This window comes from Streptomyces sp. NPDC045968 (assembly GCF_056430475.1).
On record NZ_JBWKLF010000005.1, the window covers coordinates 150,330 to 165,330 of the forward strand.

Genomic DNA, 15,001 nt, shown 5'->3' on the forward strand with positions numbered 1-15,001 from the left:
CCCTTTCGATGACCGGTCACCGGGACCGGAACCGGCTACTTGAGACCGGCGGTTGCGAAGCCCTGCACGAAGTAGCGCTGGCCGATGAGGAAGAGCACGACCATGGGGAGGGTGGCCAGGGTGGTGCCGGCCATCAGGAAGTGCCATTGGGTGCCGTTCTCCGTCTTGAAGACGGAGAGCCCCACCTGGATCACCCGCAGACTGTCGGTGCGGGTCACCAGCAACGGCCACAGGAAGTTGTTCCACGACGACTCGAACGTCAGCAGCGCCACCGTGGTGAGCGCGGGCTTGACCTGCGGCGTCATGATCCGGGCGTAGATCCGGAATTCGCCGAGCCCGTCGAGCCGCGCCGCTTCCTCCAGCTCCACCGGCAGGTCCAGATAGAACTGCCGGAAGAGGAAGACCGCGAACGGGGTGACCGCGCCCGGGATGATGAGCGCCCACCAGGTGTCCAGCCACCCGCTGCCGCCCTGGCCGAGGATGTCGTTACCGCCGGCCAGCGGCATGAAGCGGACGATCAGGAACTCCGGCAGCACCTTCGTGTACGTCGGGATCATCAGCGCCGCGATGAAGAGGTAGAAGATCACCTCGCTGCCGCGGAACCTGATGCGCGCCAGCGCGTATCCCGCCATCGACGCCACCAGCACGTTGAGCACCGTGTGGCTGATCGCGATGATGAAGCTGTTGCGGGCGTACGTGGCGAACGGCGCCGCCTTCAGGGCGTCGAGGTAGTTCCCGAACTCCCAGTGTTCCGGGAGGAGCCCGGCGTTCTGCGAGGCGATCTCCACCGGCGTCTTGAGCGAGGTGAGCACCATCCAGACGAACGGCACCACCATCAGCAGGGAGATCACGGAGAGCGTCACATAGAGCGCGATGCGGCCGGCGGAGACGGGTTTGCGCCGGGCGTGGATCTCAGCTGTGGCCACGGGTGCCTCCCATGATCCGCCGGTTCACGAGGGTGAAGCCCATCAGCAGGACGAACAGCACCAGTGACTGCGCGCAGGCGTAACCGACGCGGAACTCCCGGAAGGCGGATTTGTAGATCTCGTACGTCATCATCGTGGTGCTGTTGGCGGGGCCGCCGTCGGTGAGGATGTAGATCTGGTCGAACGACTGGAACGCGCTGATCATCGAGGTGATGAGCACGAAGAACGTGGCGGGCTTCAGCAGCGGCAGCGTGATCGAGAAGAACTGCCGCACCTTGGAGGCGCCGTCCACCGCCGCCGCCTCGTACAGCTCCTTCGGCAGGGACTGGAGGGCGGCCAGATAGATGAGCATCTTCATGCCGATGCCCTGCCAGATGCCGACCAGGATCACCGAGGGCATCGCCCAGGCGGTCGAGTTGAGCCAGGCCGGACCGTCGATGCCGAGGAACGCCAGCAGCGCGTTGAGCAGCCCGTTGCCCGGGTTGTAGATCCACAGCCAGACGAGGGCGATCGCGACGGTCGCCGTGACCTGCGGCAGGAACACCGCCGTACGGAAGATGCCGCGGGCCTTCAGGCCGGTGTGCAGGGCCAGGGCCAGCAGCAGCCCCAGCAGCATGCCGAACGGCACGGTGAAGAAGGTGTAGATGATGGTGTTGACGACGGACTTTCGGAAGACCGCGTCGTCCAGCATGTCCCGGAAGTTGTCCAGACCCACGAACTGCGGCGCCGTCAGCACGTCGTACTTCGTGAAGGCCAGGGCCACCGAGGCCACGACCGGCAGACCGATCCACAGCGAGGCGTGCAGCAGCGCGGGCGCCACCATGAGCATGCCTGCCCGGCGCCTGCGTCGACCCGGGCCCGTCGGGGCCCGGCCGGTGCGCTTCGGCACCGCTTTCTCAGGGAGTGAAGGGGGCCGCGCGGGCCGCGCCTTCACCACGGATGTCGCTCCCACAGTGACGGGTCCTTACATCCGGCCGATCGCGGCCTCGGCGAGGCGGCCGAGCTCCGCGATGGCGTCCTTCGCCGACTGGTTCCCCACGATCGCGGGCTCCAGCGTCGGCTTGATCTTTTCGCGGATCTCCATCCAGGCCGCGGTGCCGCCTTCGGAGACGGAGTGCTCCAGGCTCTGCAGCGAGAGAGCGACGAACTGGTTCTCCTTCACATAGCCGGTGTCGTTCAGGTCCCGCAGGCCGGGCACCGAACCGCGCTGCTCGGCCGCACCGAGGATCGACTCGGGCGACGCGAGGTACTCGACGAGCGCGAGGGCCGCCGCCGGGTGCTTGGAACTCGCGGAGCGGGAGACGAGTGTGCCGCCCTGGAGCATCGCGGGCCGGCGGTTGGTGAGGACGAACGCACCCAGCTTGTCGTCCTCGATCAGCTCCGGGTTCTGGTCCGTGACCTGCTTCCACAGGGCGCTGGTCGACATCATCATCGACGCCTTGCCGGTCTGGACGTTGGACGGCGAGCCGGCGTCCGTCTTCTTCGCGTAGTCGGCCGAACCGTCCTTGACCAGATCCTTGAAGAACTGCAGTGCCTCGACCCCGCGGGAGTCGGTGAACAGCACCTTCCTGCCGTCCTCGCTGAACAGCCGACCGCCGTTGGCGAAGAGGAAGGTCTCCCAGCACTGGCGCAGGTCGATGGAGAACGGATCGAAGCCGATCCTGTCGTCCGTGGTCAACTGCTTGGCCACCGCGCGCAGTTCCGCCCAGGTGGCCGGGGTCTTCTTGATCCCGGCCTCGGCGAAGTGGTCCTTGCGGTAGACGACGATGCGGGTGTCGAGGACGACCGGCAGCGCGTACAGCCTGCCGTCGTGACGCGACGGGTCGAGCACCCGCTCCTCGTAGTCGTGCGCGGCGGCCAGCTTCTCCGGCAGCTCGGCGATGGCCTTCTTCGCGGCGAACGGGGGTATCCAGCCGACCCCCATCATCAGCACGTCGGGCAGCAGCCCGCCCGCGAGACCGGTGGTGATCTTCTCGTTGAGCTGGGCGTACGTGGTGTAGTCCACGTTCACCCTGACGTCCGGATACTTCTTCCGGAACCCGCCGAGGATCTTCTCCTCCAGCAGGGTCTTGCCGTCGGAGCCTTCGAAGATCGGGGTGAGCAGCGTGATCTCGCCCTCGGCCGGTCCGTCGGCCGAGCCGGACGCCGTGGAGCCGGTGCCGCAGCCCGTGAGGGCGGCAGCGGTACCCGCGCCGATGACAGCGAGCAGCGACCGTCTGTTGAGTTCCATGGGGCACCCCTTTTGAGGTGGAGGCTGTGGATCGATCCAGTCATGTCACCCCAGGTGTGGCTGGGAAGCGCTGGTAAATCGATGCACTGATGCTAGGAACGCCGCGAGAGCGACGTCAACAGCTGATGCACAAGAATTTTCAGGCAAGTTAACGGGTGTACCGGTGGAGTGGATTCAGTAAATCGGTACACTGGACTCGTAGTGCGTTCCGAACCGGAGGTGGCATGAGCGGGGCAACGATTCATCAGGTCGCGGCGGCGGCGGGGGTTTCCGCCAGCACGGTCTCCAACGTCCTCAACGGGCGTACCGACCGTATGCAGGCGGCCACCCTGGCCCGCGTCGAACAGGCCATTGAGCAGCTCAGCTACCGGCCGAACCGGGCGGCGCGGATGCTGCGCACCGGCCGGATCAAGGTGATCGGTCTCATCGTGCCGTCCGTCGCGAACCCCTTCTGGGGCTCCCTCGCCCGCGAGCTGGAGGCCATCGCGCTCGCCGAGGGCTATCACGTGCTGCTCTGCAACAGCGAGCGCGACCCGGCCCGCGAGCTGAAGTACGGCGAGGAGCTGCTGGCGGACGGGGTGAGCGGCGTGGTGCTCTGCTCCTCACTGCCCTCGCTCGACCATATGACGCCGCTGCTCAGCCGCGGCCTGAAGATGGTCGCCTTCGACCGTACGGCGCAGGCGGGCGACCCGCCGTCGCTGGCCAGCATCAGCGTGGACAACGCGATGGGCGCCGAGCTCGCCACCCGTCATCTCGTCGAACTCGGCCACCGCAGGCTGGCGTTCGTCTCGGGCTCGGTCAACAGCGTCAACCGCCGCGAGCGCCTGCGCGGCTTCCGGGCGGCCCTGGAGTCGGCGGGTCTCGACCCGGCCGACGCGATCGTCTGGCCGGGCGCCGAGGCGGCCGAGTTCGGCGACAAGGACGCCGCGGAGCTCGGGCGCAACGCGGCCCGGGAGCTGCTGTCCGGGCCGCGTCCGCCCACCGCGTTCGTCGCGATCAACGACATGTGCGCGATCGGCATCTGCCGGGGCGCCAAGGACGCCGGGCGCACCGCGGGGCAGGATGTCTCGGTGGTCGGCTTCGACGACATCCTGCTCGCGGACCTCTTCGAACCGCCGCTCACCACCGTCCGTCAGCCGCTGCCGGAGATGGCCGCGGAGACGTTCCAGCAGCTGAGAGCCCGGATCGACTCGGCGCCGGTCGCCGGGCGCTCCCTGCTGATCCGCCCCCGCCTGGTGGTACGGGAGTCGACGGCGCCGGTGCCGGTGCCGGCTCCCACGCCTGAGCCGGTGGCATGAGGTGCGGGCCCGTCCGGCGACCGCTCGGTCCTCGGTCGCCGGACGGGCTTGACGGTGCCGGCGGACGGGCCCGCGGGCGCACCGCCCTCAGTCGGCCGACACCGTCCACCCCACCGCCTCGATGCGCCGCGCGTCGCTCGGCCGTGCCTGGTTGAACACCGCGCGGTCGCCGTCCTCGACGCGGATGCGGTCCACGTACACCCCACGTCCCACGTACAACCGGTCCGTGCTGTACCGCCAGCGCAGCCGGACGTCCTTCCCGCCCCAGGCCGACAGGTCCGCGTCGAGCCGGTGCCAGACGCGGCCGGACCAGCCGGACACGGAACCCGTGGGGTGCGGAACGGGGGACGTGTCCTGCGCGTCCTCCGTGCGCAGTGTCGTGAACGGCACCGGCTGCCAGGTCGCCCCCGCGTCCGCCGAAGCCTCCAGATACAGCCCGTCGGAACCGGGCTCGGTGTCCCACCACAGATCGCAGCTCAGCCGGGTCCGCTCGGAGGCCGGGTGCGATGAGCGCAGGGCCAGTGCGGGCAGGGACAGGGTGGCGGTCGTGGTGCTCGCCATCCCCGAGAACCAGGCTGTGCGCCCCGCCGCCGGAGTGACGGCGACGGCCCTCGCCATCTGGTTCGCCGTGGCCACCCGGGGCGCACTGCCGGACCGCCAGCTGCGGACCGGGTGCACCGAGTTGCCGAGGACGATCAGGAAGGAGTCCGTCGACGGGTCCAGGACCAGACTGGTCCCCGTGAAGCCCGTGTGCCCGGCGCTGCGCGGCGTGGCCATCGCGCCCATGTACCAGTGCTGGTAGAGCTCGAAGCCGAGACCGTGCTCGTCGCCCGGGAACGCGGTGTTGAAGTCGGTGAACAACAGCTCCACGGAGTCCTCGGACAGGATGCGGGACCTGCCGTAGACACCGCCGTTGAGCAGCGTACGGGCGAGGACGGCGAGGTCCCAGGCGCAGGAGAAGACGCCGGCGTGGCCCGCGATCCCGTCGAGGCTGAACGCGTTCTCGTCGTGGACCTCACCCCAGATGAGACCGCGCTCCAGGCCCGACCACGGCAGCCGGGCGTCCTCGGTGGCTGCGATCTTCGGCTTCCAGGTGGCGGGCGGGTTGTACCGGGTGCGGTGCATCCCGAGCGGAGCGGTGATCTCTTCGCGGAGCAGGACATCCAGAGCGCGACCGGTGATCTTCTCCAGGACCAGTTGCAGCGAGATCAGATTGAGGTCGGAGTACAGATACGCGGTACCCGGCGCACTGGCGGGCACCTCCTTCCACAGCAGGCGCAGCTTGCCTTCCCGGGTCGGCTCCTTGTAGAGCGGAATCCAGGCACGGAAGCCGGAGGTGTGCGTGAGCAGCTGACGGATCGTGACGGCCTGCTTGCCGCCGCCCGCGAAGTCGGGAAGATACGAGGCGACGGTCGCCTCCAGCTCCAGTTCACCCCGCTCGATCTGCTGCACCGCCAGGATCGAGGTGAACAGTTTCGACACCGACGCCAGGTCGAAGACCGTGTCCTCGGCCATCGCGATCTGCTGGTCCGCCGGGAACTCCACGCCGCTGTCGGTCTTCTCGTCGTAGGCCGCATAGCGCACCGCCTTGCCGATCGGCCGATGCAGCGCCACCGTGCCGCCCCGCCCCGCGAGCAGCACCGCACCCGCGTACCAGGGGTGCTTGGGGGAGTCCGCGAGATACGTTTCGGCATCGGCGACGAGCTGGTCCAGTGGCTCCTGCAGCAGTCCGGCGCGCGCGGCCGAACCGCGACGCAGCGTGGGCCGCCCCGACCCTGATCCCATGCCCGTACCGGCCTCCGACCCTGTGTCCGCCACCCGCGCGCCGGATGCTCCCGCGTTCCGCTGCGCGCCGACCGCCGTTCCCGCGAAGGGGATCGGTGCGAGAGCGAGCGCGCCGCCCAGTGCCAGTATCCCGCCGCTCAGCCTCCGACGGCTGATTCCCGCGTCCTGCGAGTCCTTCGCGTCCTCGGTCATCCGGAACCCCTCTCCCACCCAGTAGAAGCACGTGCGCGAAAGTAACTTTCGAAATCTCGTCCGGCAGTGAAACTTCCTGCCGCCGCAGAGATTACTGTCACCTCCGCCGCCCCGTACGCGCCTGACGGAACAAAGAATCTGACAAGGCGTCAGAAAACCTCTTCCCTCGCCCGCCAGGCTGCGGCATCCTGCCGCCCATGGAGACGGAGCTGAGCAGGAACCTGGGGATCGAGCACGCCATCTTCGGCTTCACACCGTTCCCCGCGGTGGCCGCGGCCATCAGCAGAGCGGGCGGACTGGGCGTACTGGGAGCGGTGCGCTACACGGCCCCCGACGACCTGGCGCGCGACCTCGACTGGATGGCCGCCCATGTGGACGGCAAGCCGTACGGTCTCGACGTCGTCATGCCGGCCAAGAAGGTGGAGGGGGTGACGGAGGCCGACGTCGAAGCGATGATCCCGGAGGGCCACCGCCGTTTCGTCCAGGAGACCCTGGCCAAGCACGGGGTCCCCGAACTGGCGGAGGGCGAGGCATCCGGCTGGCGCATCACCGGCTGGATGGAGGAGGTGGCCCGCAACCAGCTCGACGTGGCCTTCGACTACCCGATCAAGCTCCTCGCCAATGCCCTCGGCTCGCCGCCCGCCGACGTCATCGCACGCGCCCATGACCACGACGTCCTGGTCGCCGCACTCGCCGGAAGCGCCAAGCACGCCCGCCGGCACGCCGAGGCGGGCATCGACATCGTCGTCGCCCAGGGCTACGAAGCGGGCGGCCACACCGGCGAGATCGCCTCCATGGTGCTCGTCCCCGAGGTCGTCGACGCCGTCGGTCCCCTCCCCGTACTGGCCGCCGGAGGCATCGGCAGCGGCGAACAGATAGCGGCCGGACTGGCACTCGGCGCCCAGGGCGTCTGGCTCGGCTCCCTCTGGCTCACCACCGAGGAAGCCGACCTCCACTCCCGCGCACTCACCCGGAAACTCCTCGAAGCGGGCTCCGGCGACACCGTCCGCTCCCGCGCCCTCACCGGAAAACCCGCGCGCCAGTTGCGTACCGAATGGACCGACGCCTGGGACGACCAGGCAGGACCCGGCACCCTGCCCATGCCCCTCCAGGGCCTCCTGGTCGCCGACGCCGTGTCGAGAATCCAGAAGTACGAGGTCGGCGCCCTGCTCGGTACACCGGTCGGCCAGATCGTCGGCTCGATGACCACCGAACGCAGTGTGCGCGCCGTCTTCGACGACCTGACCCGCGGTTTCGAACGTGCCGTGGACCGCATCAACCGCATCGCCGGACGGAGCGCCCCGTGAACCACCCCCCCAACGGCTTCTGGGCCCAGGCCACCGCCGACCCGGACCGCACGATCCTCGTCGCACCCGACGGAACGCGGTGGACCGCGGGCCAACTGCACGCCGCTGCCAACCGCATGGTCCACGGGCTGCGCGCGGCGGGACTGCGCCGGGGAGACGCGTTCGCCGTGGTCCTGCCCAACGGCGCCGAGTTCTTCACCGCCTACCTGGCTGCCACGCAGGCGGGTTTCTACCTCGTGCCCGTCAACCACCACCTCGTCGGCGCCGAGATCGCCTGGATCGTCTCCGACTCCGGAGCGAAGGTCCTGATCGCCCACGAACGCTTCGCCGCCGCAGCGACCGCCGCCGCCGACGAGGCCGGTCTCCCCGCGAGCCACCGCTTCGCCGTCGGCGCTCCCGACGGATTCCGCCCGTACGGGGAACTGCTCGACGGACAGCCGGACACCCCGCCCGAGGACCGCACCCTGGGATGGGTCATGAACTACACCTCGGGCACCACGGGCCGTCCGCGCGGCATCCGGCGGCCGCTCTCCGGCAGGCTCCCCGAGGAGAGCCACCTCGGCGGCTTCCTCGCCATCTTCGGCATCAGACCCTTCGACGACAACGTCCATCTGGTCTGCTCACCGCTCTACCACACGGCCGTCCTCCAGTTCGCGGGCGCTTCCCTGCACATCGGTCATCCCCTCGTGCTGATGGACAAGTGGGCCCCGGAGGAGATGCTGCGGGCCATCGACGCCCACCGGTGCACGCACACCCACATGGTCCCGACCCAGTTCCACCGCCTGCTCGCCCTGCCCGCCGAGGTGAGGGAGCGGTACGACGTGACGGCGATGCGGCACGCCATCCACGGGGCGGCGCCGTGCCCGGACCACGTCAAGCGCGCCATGATCGACTGGTGGGGCCGGTGCGTCGAGGAGTACTACGCGGCGAGCGAGGGCGGCGGCGCGTTCGCCACGGCGGAGGAGTGGCTGAAGAGGCCGGGCACCGTGGGAAGGGCCTGGCCCATCAGCGAACTCGCCGTCTTCGACGACGACGCCAACCGCCTCGCGCCCGGTGAACTCGGCACCGTGTACATGAAGATGAGCACGGGCGGGTTCAGCTACCACAAGGACGAGACCAAGACGGCGAAGAACCGCATCGGTGACTTCTTCACCGTCGGCGACCTCGGCATCCTCGACGAGGACGGCTACCTCTTCCTCCGCGACCGCAAGATCGACATGATCATCTCGGGCGGCGTCAACATCTACCCGGCCGAGATCGAGGCCGCCCTCCTCACCCACCCGGCGGTCGCCGACGCGGCGGCCTTCGGCATCCCGCACGCCGACTGGGGCGAGGAGGTCAAGGCGGTCGTCGAACCGGCCGAGGGGCAGGAGCCCGGCGACGCGCTCGCCGCAGAGATCCTGAGCCACTGCGAAGAGCGGCTCGCCGGGTACAAGCGCCCCAAGAGCGTCGACTTCGTCACGACGATGCCCCGCGACCCCAACGGCAAGCTCTACAAACGACGCCTGCGCGAGCCGTACTGGGAAGGGCACACGCGCGCGATGTGACCTCCGTCAGCCCGCCTGCGGACGTACGCCCGGACCTGCCAGCGGTCCTCCGTCGCCGAAGGCCAGTGCCGCGAAGCGTTCGCCGATCCGGCGATGGGTGGCCGCGTCCGGGTGGAGCTGGTCGGGCAGCGGCAGTTCCGCGAAGTCCGCGGCGCCGTAGAGGTCGCGGCCGTCGAGATAGTGGAGGTTCGGGTCGTCGGCCGCCCGCTGCTTCACGATGCGGGCGAGCTCGTCCCGGATGACGTTGAGCGTCAGCTTCCCGGCGGCCCGTTCCGCCGGGTCGCCCGCCGCCATGAACTGGAGCTGTCCGGCGTCGAGATTGCTGAAGTCCGGGGCGCTGGGCCCCGGGGTGTCCTCATGGATGGGACACAGGATGGGTGACACGACGAGCAGGGGGATGGCGGGATGCCCCTCCCGGACGGTGTCGAGGAAGCCGTGGACCGCGGGGGTGAAGGCACGCAGACGCATCAGGTCGGCGTTGACGAGGTTGATGCCGATCTTGACGCTGATCAGGTCCGCCGGAGTGTCCCGCAGGGCACGTGCGGTGAACGGGTCGAGCAGGGCGTTGCCGCTCAGACCCAGATTGGTCAGCTCCACCCCGCCGAGCAGGGCGGCCAGCGCGGGCCAGGTCGTGGTGGGGCTCGCGGCGTCCGAGCCGTGGCTGATCGAACTGCCGTGGTGCAGCCACACCTTGCGGCCCCCTTCCGGCACGGCCTCCACGGGGGCATTGGTGCGCAGGGTGACCAGGTGGGTGATCTCGTTCCAGGGGAGCCAGATCTCGACGTCCTTGAGCCGGTCGGGCAGACCGGTGAACCGGACCGTGCCGACCGGGCCCGGCCGGGATTCCGAAGCCCAGGTCGTCATGTCCACCGTCAGGACGTTGCCACCGGTCGTATGCGCCTGGCCGGCCGGGCGGCCGTCGACGAGCAGGTCGTATACGCCGTCGGGCCTGGGCGGGGCACCCTCGTAACCCATTTTAGTGCGGAGCGTGTCCAGTTCGACGGTGGTGGCCCGGGTGCGGAACACCACCCGTACGCCGGAGGGCTGGGCCTCCGCCAGGGCCAGCAGCCCGTCCGTGAACTGGGCGCGGGCCCAGGCGGGCAGCCGGTGCGGCAGCACACCCTGCTCGGTGTGTTCCAGGTCGAGCGCACCGCGCACGAGGGCTGCGGTGATGGGCGTGGTGGTCCACTCCGTCCCGTGCGGGGTGGAGCCGGGGGCGGGGTCGTCGTGCTGAGCGCTCATCGTCCCAGGCTGACAACGTGACTTCCGATCCGCAAATGAATTCCCGGCGCCCGGCGGGAAAACGCGGGAGGGGCCCGTCCGGCGGTTCGGCGCCGGACGGGCCCCACATGAACGCCGGCCGGCTAGCGGCCTTCGCGTACCAGCGTCACCCGCAGGCCGGGCGAGCGCGCTATGTCCTTCTCGCAGAAGCGGGACGTCACCCACCGCTCGCCCGAGAACAGCTCCGTCTGGTCGCTGTAGTGCGGTGACCGGGCGTTGGAGGACTGGGAGTACGTGAGCAGGGTGCGTGCCACCGGGCACCGGCTGCCGTCCCAGCCGACTGCCTGGATGTAGCTGGAACCGGCCGACACCTCGGTGTAGCCGCCCGCCCCCGCGTTCCACACGGGCTCGGTCTTGTTCCAGATGCCCAGCGACTCCGAACCGCCGCCGACCGGGATGCGCTTCCCGTTCCGTACGACGAACTGGTGCCCGCCCAGCGGCGCGTCCAGCGCGATTCCGGCGGTCCGCAGCTCCTTCACCGTGTCGGCGAGCGCCGCGGTGACGCCCGGAGCCGATGTGTTCAGGGTGTTCGGTGTACGGACCGGGTCGGCCGCGGAGAAGGGCACCTTCCAGAGCTGTGCCGCGGGCACGGACGCCGCCCTGCGCCAGAAACGGTCGAACAGCAGCGCGCCCCTGCTGTCGGTGTTCACGCGGCGGTCCCAGTTCCGCAGCACCGGGCAGGCCGCCGAGACATCGACGGAGGTGCCGTCGCCGGCCGTCGCCACCCCGCCCGGCAGCGCCGCACAGGCGTCCGCGAGGTCGGCGGCGACCAGGTCACCGGCGGGCGCCCGGTTGGCGAACTGCTGGCGCTGGAGATCCGCGACGGTCAGCCGCCCCTTCTCCGCCATGGCCGCCACGTCCTCGACCGCCCCGCGGGTCCGCATGGACCGCGTCGTGCCGATGGTGCCGAAGACCCGCTCGTAGGTGGTCAGCGGCTGCCCGGCGTGGGTCAGCCAGGCGCTGTCGTTGGAGTTCTCGACGTACGGGGTGTCCTTCAGCGTCGGCATGCGGCCCGGGCCGAAGATGCCGGGCTGCACCGCGTCCGGGTCCGAACCGAGCGCGCACTCGCTCCGCGACCCGTCCAGCACCGCGAGCCCCGACGAGGGGTAGGTGGCCCTGCCCAGCGCGGTGGAGCAGCGCTGCGCCAGGTCGTCGGTGATCCGCGGCAGCACCTGCGACTGGGAGAAGAACGAGTGCCCCGAGGAGTCGGCGGCGACCGTGTTCACCCAGGGCAGGCCCTGCGTACGGCGCAACGCGGACTCGATACCAGCGGTGCTGCGCGCCCTGCTGAAGCCGAGCGCCGTGTCGGAGGCGCGCAGGTTCGTCGCGTTCGGGTCGTTCAGCGCGTACGCGGCTGTCGCCGTCCACGGCAGCGGCAGTCCGGCGCCCAGCGAGGTGACGACCGGCCCGTACCGGGTCCACCACTGGGTACGGGTCACCGGCGCGCCGTCCTTCACGGGCGCCGTGACCGTGCGCTTCGTCATGCGCTCGGGCTCGCCGTCCACGAGATAGACGGTCGGGTCCGCCGGATCGAGGGTCAGCTGATGCAGATTGAGCGTGACACCCGTCGCGACGGTGTGGCTCCACGCGATGTCCGCGTTGTGCCCGATCGACATGGTCGCCGAGCCCAGCAGGGAGGCGCCCGCCACGTTCAGCTCGCCGGGGATCGTCTGCTGGGACTGCCAGAATCTGCGCCCGCCCTGCCACGGGTAGTGCGGATTGCCCAGCAGCAGCCCGCGTCCGTCGGCCGTCGTCCCGCCGTTGAACGCGACGGCGTTGGAGCCCATGTCGGCGTTCTGCGTGGACAGCAGACGCCGTGCCGCCTCGGCCGCCTCACCCGGCGTCACGCCGGGGGCCGCCGGGGCGGAGGACGGCGGCAGGGCCGCCGTGATCCCGTCGATGCCACGCCCCTGGCCACCGAGCACCGCCAGGGCGAAACCGCGCACCGCGACGTCGAGTTGGCTGACGGGACGCACCCAGGAAGCTCCCCGGCAGGCCGGATCGGTGATCCGGTTCTGCGCGATCCACGCGTTGTACCCGGCCGCCCAGCCGCGCATCATCTCCTTCGCGTCGTGGCTCGGCCCCCGTGGAGCGGGCAGCTTGAGCAGCTTCTCCACGGTGCCGCTGTCGCGCACCCCGCGGAAGTACAGATCGCTGGAGAGGTTCTTCGTCGCGGAGGACAGCGAGCCGTCGGGCGCCGCGTCCGCGCCGAACCGCTCCGACCGTTCGCCGCGCACCGTGAGGAACCCGTCGGCCAGGACACACACCTGGTCGGCCGCCTGTGCCCAGCCGGTGCCGAAGCCCAGATTCGCGTAGTCCTTCGCCACGATGTGCGGGATGCCGTACTCGGTGTAACGGATGACGGCGGACAGCCCGCCGCCCGACGGGTGGCGGTTCTGCGAGACGCCGGCCGCGGCCGGTGGCAGCGACGCCGAGACGGTCAACAGGGCGAGACCGGAGACCGCGAGGAGTCTCAGACGATTACGGAGGGGCAAAGGGTCCTCCCAACTGTGCGGACGGAAAAGGTGGTTGCCCGGGGTCGGCCGGGCAGCCACGCGCCACTCAGCCAGCACATCCATGTACCTGTCAACCGTCTGGTCGGTATCCCCGGGTACTTGACCACCGGCGCACGGCCGCTCAGGATCACGCCATGACAGGTGTACGCAGCAGCACAGTCGACGGTGTCGTGACCCGCAGCGCTCGGCGCACCCCCGACCGCACCGCCGTGCGGTACGCGGACCGGACCTGGACCTACGCCGCCCTGGACGCGGCGATCAGCACCGCCGCCGCCGTCCTGACCGGCGAGCACGGGCTGCGTCCCGGCGACCGGGTCGCCGCGTACGCGCACAACTCCGACGTCTATCTGATCGGCTACCTGGCCTGCGCACGGGCCGGGCTCGTGCACGTCCCCGTCAACCAGAACCTCACCGGTGACGATCTGGCGTACATCCTCGGCCAGTCCGGCAGCGCCCTGGTGCTCACCGACCCCGGCCTCGCCGATCGGCTCCCGGCCGCCTGCTCCGTACGCGCGCTGCGCGACGCACCGGACTCGCTCCTGGACCGGCTGAGCACGCCCCGCCCCTTCACCCCGGAGCACGAGCCCTCCGCCGACGACCTCGTCCAGCTGCTGTACACCTCCGGCACCACCGCGCTGCCCAAGGGCGCGATGATGACGCACGGCGCACTGGTCCACGAGTACGTCAGCGCCGTCACCGCCCTCGGGCTCGCCGCCACGGACCGGCCGGTGCACTCGCTGCCGCTCTACCACTCGGCCCAGATGCACGTGTTCCTGCTGCCCTACCTCGCGGTCGGCGCCGAGAACACCATCCTCGACTCCCCAAACGCGGGCCTTATCTTCGACCTGGTCGAGGCCGGGCGGGCGGACAGCCTCTTCGCCCCGCCCACCGTCTGGATCGGCCTCTCCCTCCGCCCCGACTTCAGCACCCGCGACCTCGGCGCTCTCCGCAAGGCGTACTACGGGGCCTCGATCATGCCGGTGCCCGTGCTGGAGCGGCTCAGGGAACGGCTGCCGGACCTCGCCTTCTACAACTGCTTCGGCCAAAGCGAGATCGGCCCGCTCGCCACTGTTCTCGGCCCCGACGAGCACGAGGGGCGGATGGACTCCTGCGGCCGGCCGGTGCTCTTCGTCGAGGCGCGGGTGGTCGACGAGGACGGGAGGGACGTCCCCGACGGGACGGCGGGTGAGGTCGTCTACCGTTCCCCGCAGCTGTGCCAGGGCTACTGGGACAAACCGGAGGAGACCGCGGAGGCGTTCCGCGACGGCTGGTTCCACTCCGGCGACCTCGCCGTACGCGACGCGGAGGGCTTCTACACGGTCGTCGACCGGGTGAAGGACGTCATCAACTCCGGCGGTGTGCTGGTCGCGTCCCGGCAGGTCGAGGATGCGCTCTACACCCATCCCGCGGTCGCCGAGGCAGCGGTCGTCGGACTGCCCGACGACCGCTGGATCGAGGCCGTCACCGCGGTCGTCGTCCTGCGCGGGGAGGCGACCGAGAGCGAACTGATCGAGCACGCCCGCGCGAAGCTCGCCCACTTCAAGGCCCCGAAGAAGGTCCTGTTCGTGGACGAACTCCCGCGCAACGCCAGCGGAAAGATCCTCAAGAGGGAACTGCGCGACCGGTTCGCCGCAGGCACGTCCTAGGCTGGGTGCGGACCGGCGTGCAGTGTCCAGGTGTCGCGGGTCAGGCAGTTGTTGGCGGTAGGGCGGCCGCCGCGCTCCGCGCGGCATCACCCAAGGGCGTGGTCCGCACGGCGTACTCCAGTGAGCCGGGGCAGGACTTCGTCCTGGGCCTTGAGTATCCGTTGGTGAAACTGCCGGAAGCCGCTCAGCTGCGAGACCTGATCAGCCGCGCCGTGGGAGCGCCGGTACTGTCGGAACCGTTTACCGTCGTGGGGGCGTACAACTCGTGAGCTC

The 15,001-nt window shown here is 70.0% G+C and carries 10 protein-coding genes; 4 read left to right on the top strand and 6 right to left on the bottom strand.

From position 1 onward, the window contains the following. Positions 1-35: 35 nt before the first annotated feature. From AC07FA_RS16425 to AC07FA_RS16435, 3 genes are all read right to left on the bottom strand, one after another. Positions 36-926 carry a carbohydrate ABC transporter permease gene (locus AC07FA_RS16425; protein WP_479076138.1) on the bottom strand — a complete coding sequence of 297 codons (891 nt, stop codon included), beginning with the start codon at positions 924-926 and terminating at the stop codon, positions 36-38. Further along, on the bottom strand, positions 913-1,755 hold the full coding sequence (locus tag AC07FA_RS16430) for a carbohydrate ABC transporter permease (RefSeq protein ID WP_479076139.1): 843 nt from the start codon (positions 1,753-1,755) through the stop codon (positions 913-915). The genes AC07FA_RS16425 and AC07FA_RS16430 overlap by 14 nt, the downstream gene beginning before the upstream one ends. Before the next feature lie 135 nt (positions 1,756-1,890). After that, positions 1,891-3,156, bottom strand: a complete 1,266-nt coding sequence (locus AC07FA_RS16435; RefSeq protein WP_479076140.1) for an ABC transporter substrate-binding protein — start codon at positions 3,154-3,156, stop codon at positions 1,891-1,893. A gap of 224 nt (positions 3,157-3,380) precedes the next feature. Between AC07FA_RS16435 and AC07FA_RS16440 the strand changes: the two genes are divergently transcribed. Further along, a complete protein-coding gene (locus AC07FA_RS16440; protein ID WP_479076141.1) occupies positions 3,381-4,454 on the top strand; it encodes a LacI family DNA-binding transcriptional regulator in 1,074 nt (357 codons plus the stop codon). A gap of 87 nt (positions 4,455-4,541) precedes the next feature. On the opposite strand, the gene AC07FA_RS16445 is transcribed toward AC07FA_RS16440, so the two are convergent. Continuing rightward, positions 4,542-6,431, bottom strand: coding sequence for a serine hydrolase domain-containing protein (locus tag AC07FA_RS16445; RefSeq protein ID WP_479076142.1), 1,890 nt, complete (start codon positions 6,429-6,431; stop codon positions 4,542-4,544). A gap of 197 nt (positions 6,432-6,628) precedes the next feature. Here AC07FA_RS16445 and AC07FA_RS16450 point away from each other — a divergent pair, with 197 nt between their 5' ends. Further along, positions 6,629-7,738 (top strand): nitronate monooxygenase, encoded by a 1,110-nt coding sequence (locus AC07FA_RS16450; RefSeq protein ID WP_479076143.1) that lies wholly within the window; start codon positions 6,629-6,631, stop codon positions 7,736-7,738. Continuing rightward, positions 7,735-9,285 carry an acyl-CoA synthetase gene (locus AC07FA_RS16455; protein WP_479076145.1) on the top strand — a complete coding sequence of 517 codons (1,551 nt, stop codon included), beginning with the start codon at positions 7,735-7,737 and terminating at the stop codon, positions 9,283-9,285. Before AC07FA_RS16450 ends, AC07FA_RS16455 begins: the two co-directional genes overlap by 4 nt. Positions 9,286-9,291: 6 nt before the next feature. Here AC07FA_RS16455 and AC07FA_RS16460 read toward each other — a convergent pair whose 3' ends face one another. Continuing rightward, entirely contained in the window at positions 9,292-10,527 is a 1,236-nt protein-coding gene (locus tag AC07FA_RS16460; RefSeq protein ID WP_479076146.1) for a GDSL-type esterase/lipase family protein, read from the bottom strand. Between the two features lie 122 nt (positions 10,528-10,649). Continuing rightward, entirely contained in the window at positions 10,650-13,061 is a 2,412-nt protein-coding gene (locus AC07FA_RS16465) for a penicillin acylase family protein (protein ID WP_479076147.1), read from the bottom strand. 155 nt (positions 13,062-13,216) lie between these two features. On the opposite strand from AC07FA_RS16465, the gene AC07FA_RS16470 reads away from it, so the two are divergent. Further along, positions 13,217-14,728, top strand: a complete 1,512-nt coding sequence (locus AC07FA_RS16470; protein ID WP_479076149.1) for an acyl-CoA synthetase — start codon at positions 13,217-13,219, stop codon at positions 14,726-14,728. Positions 14,729-15,001: the final 273 nt, after the last annotated feature.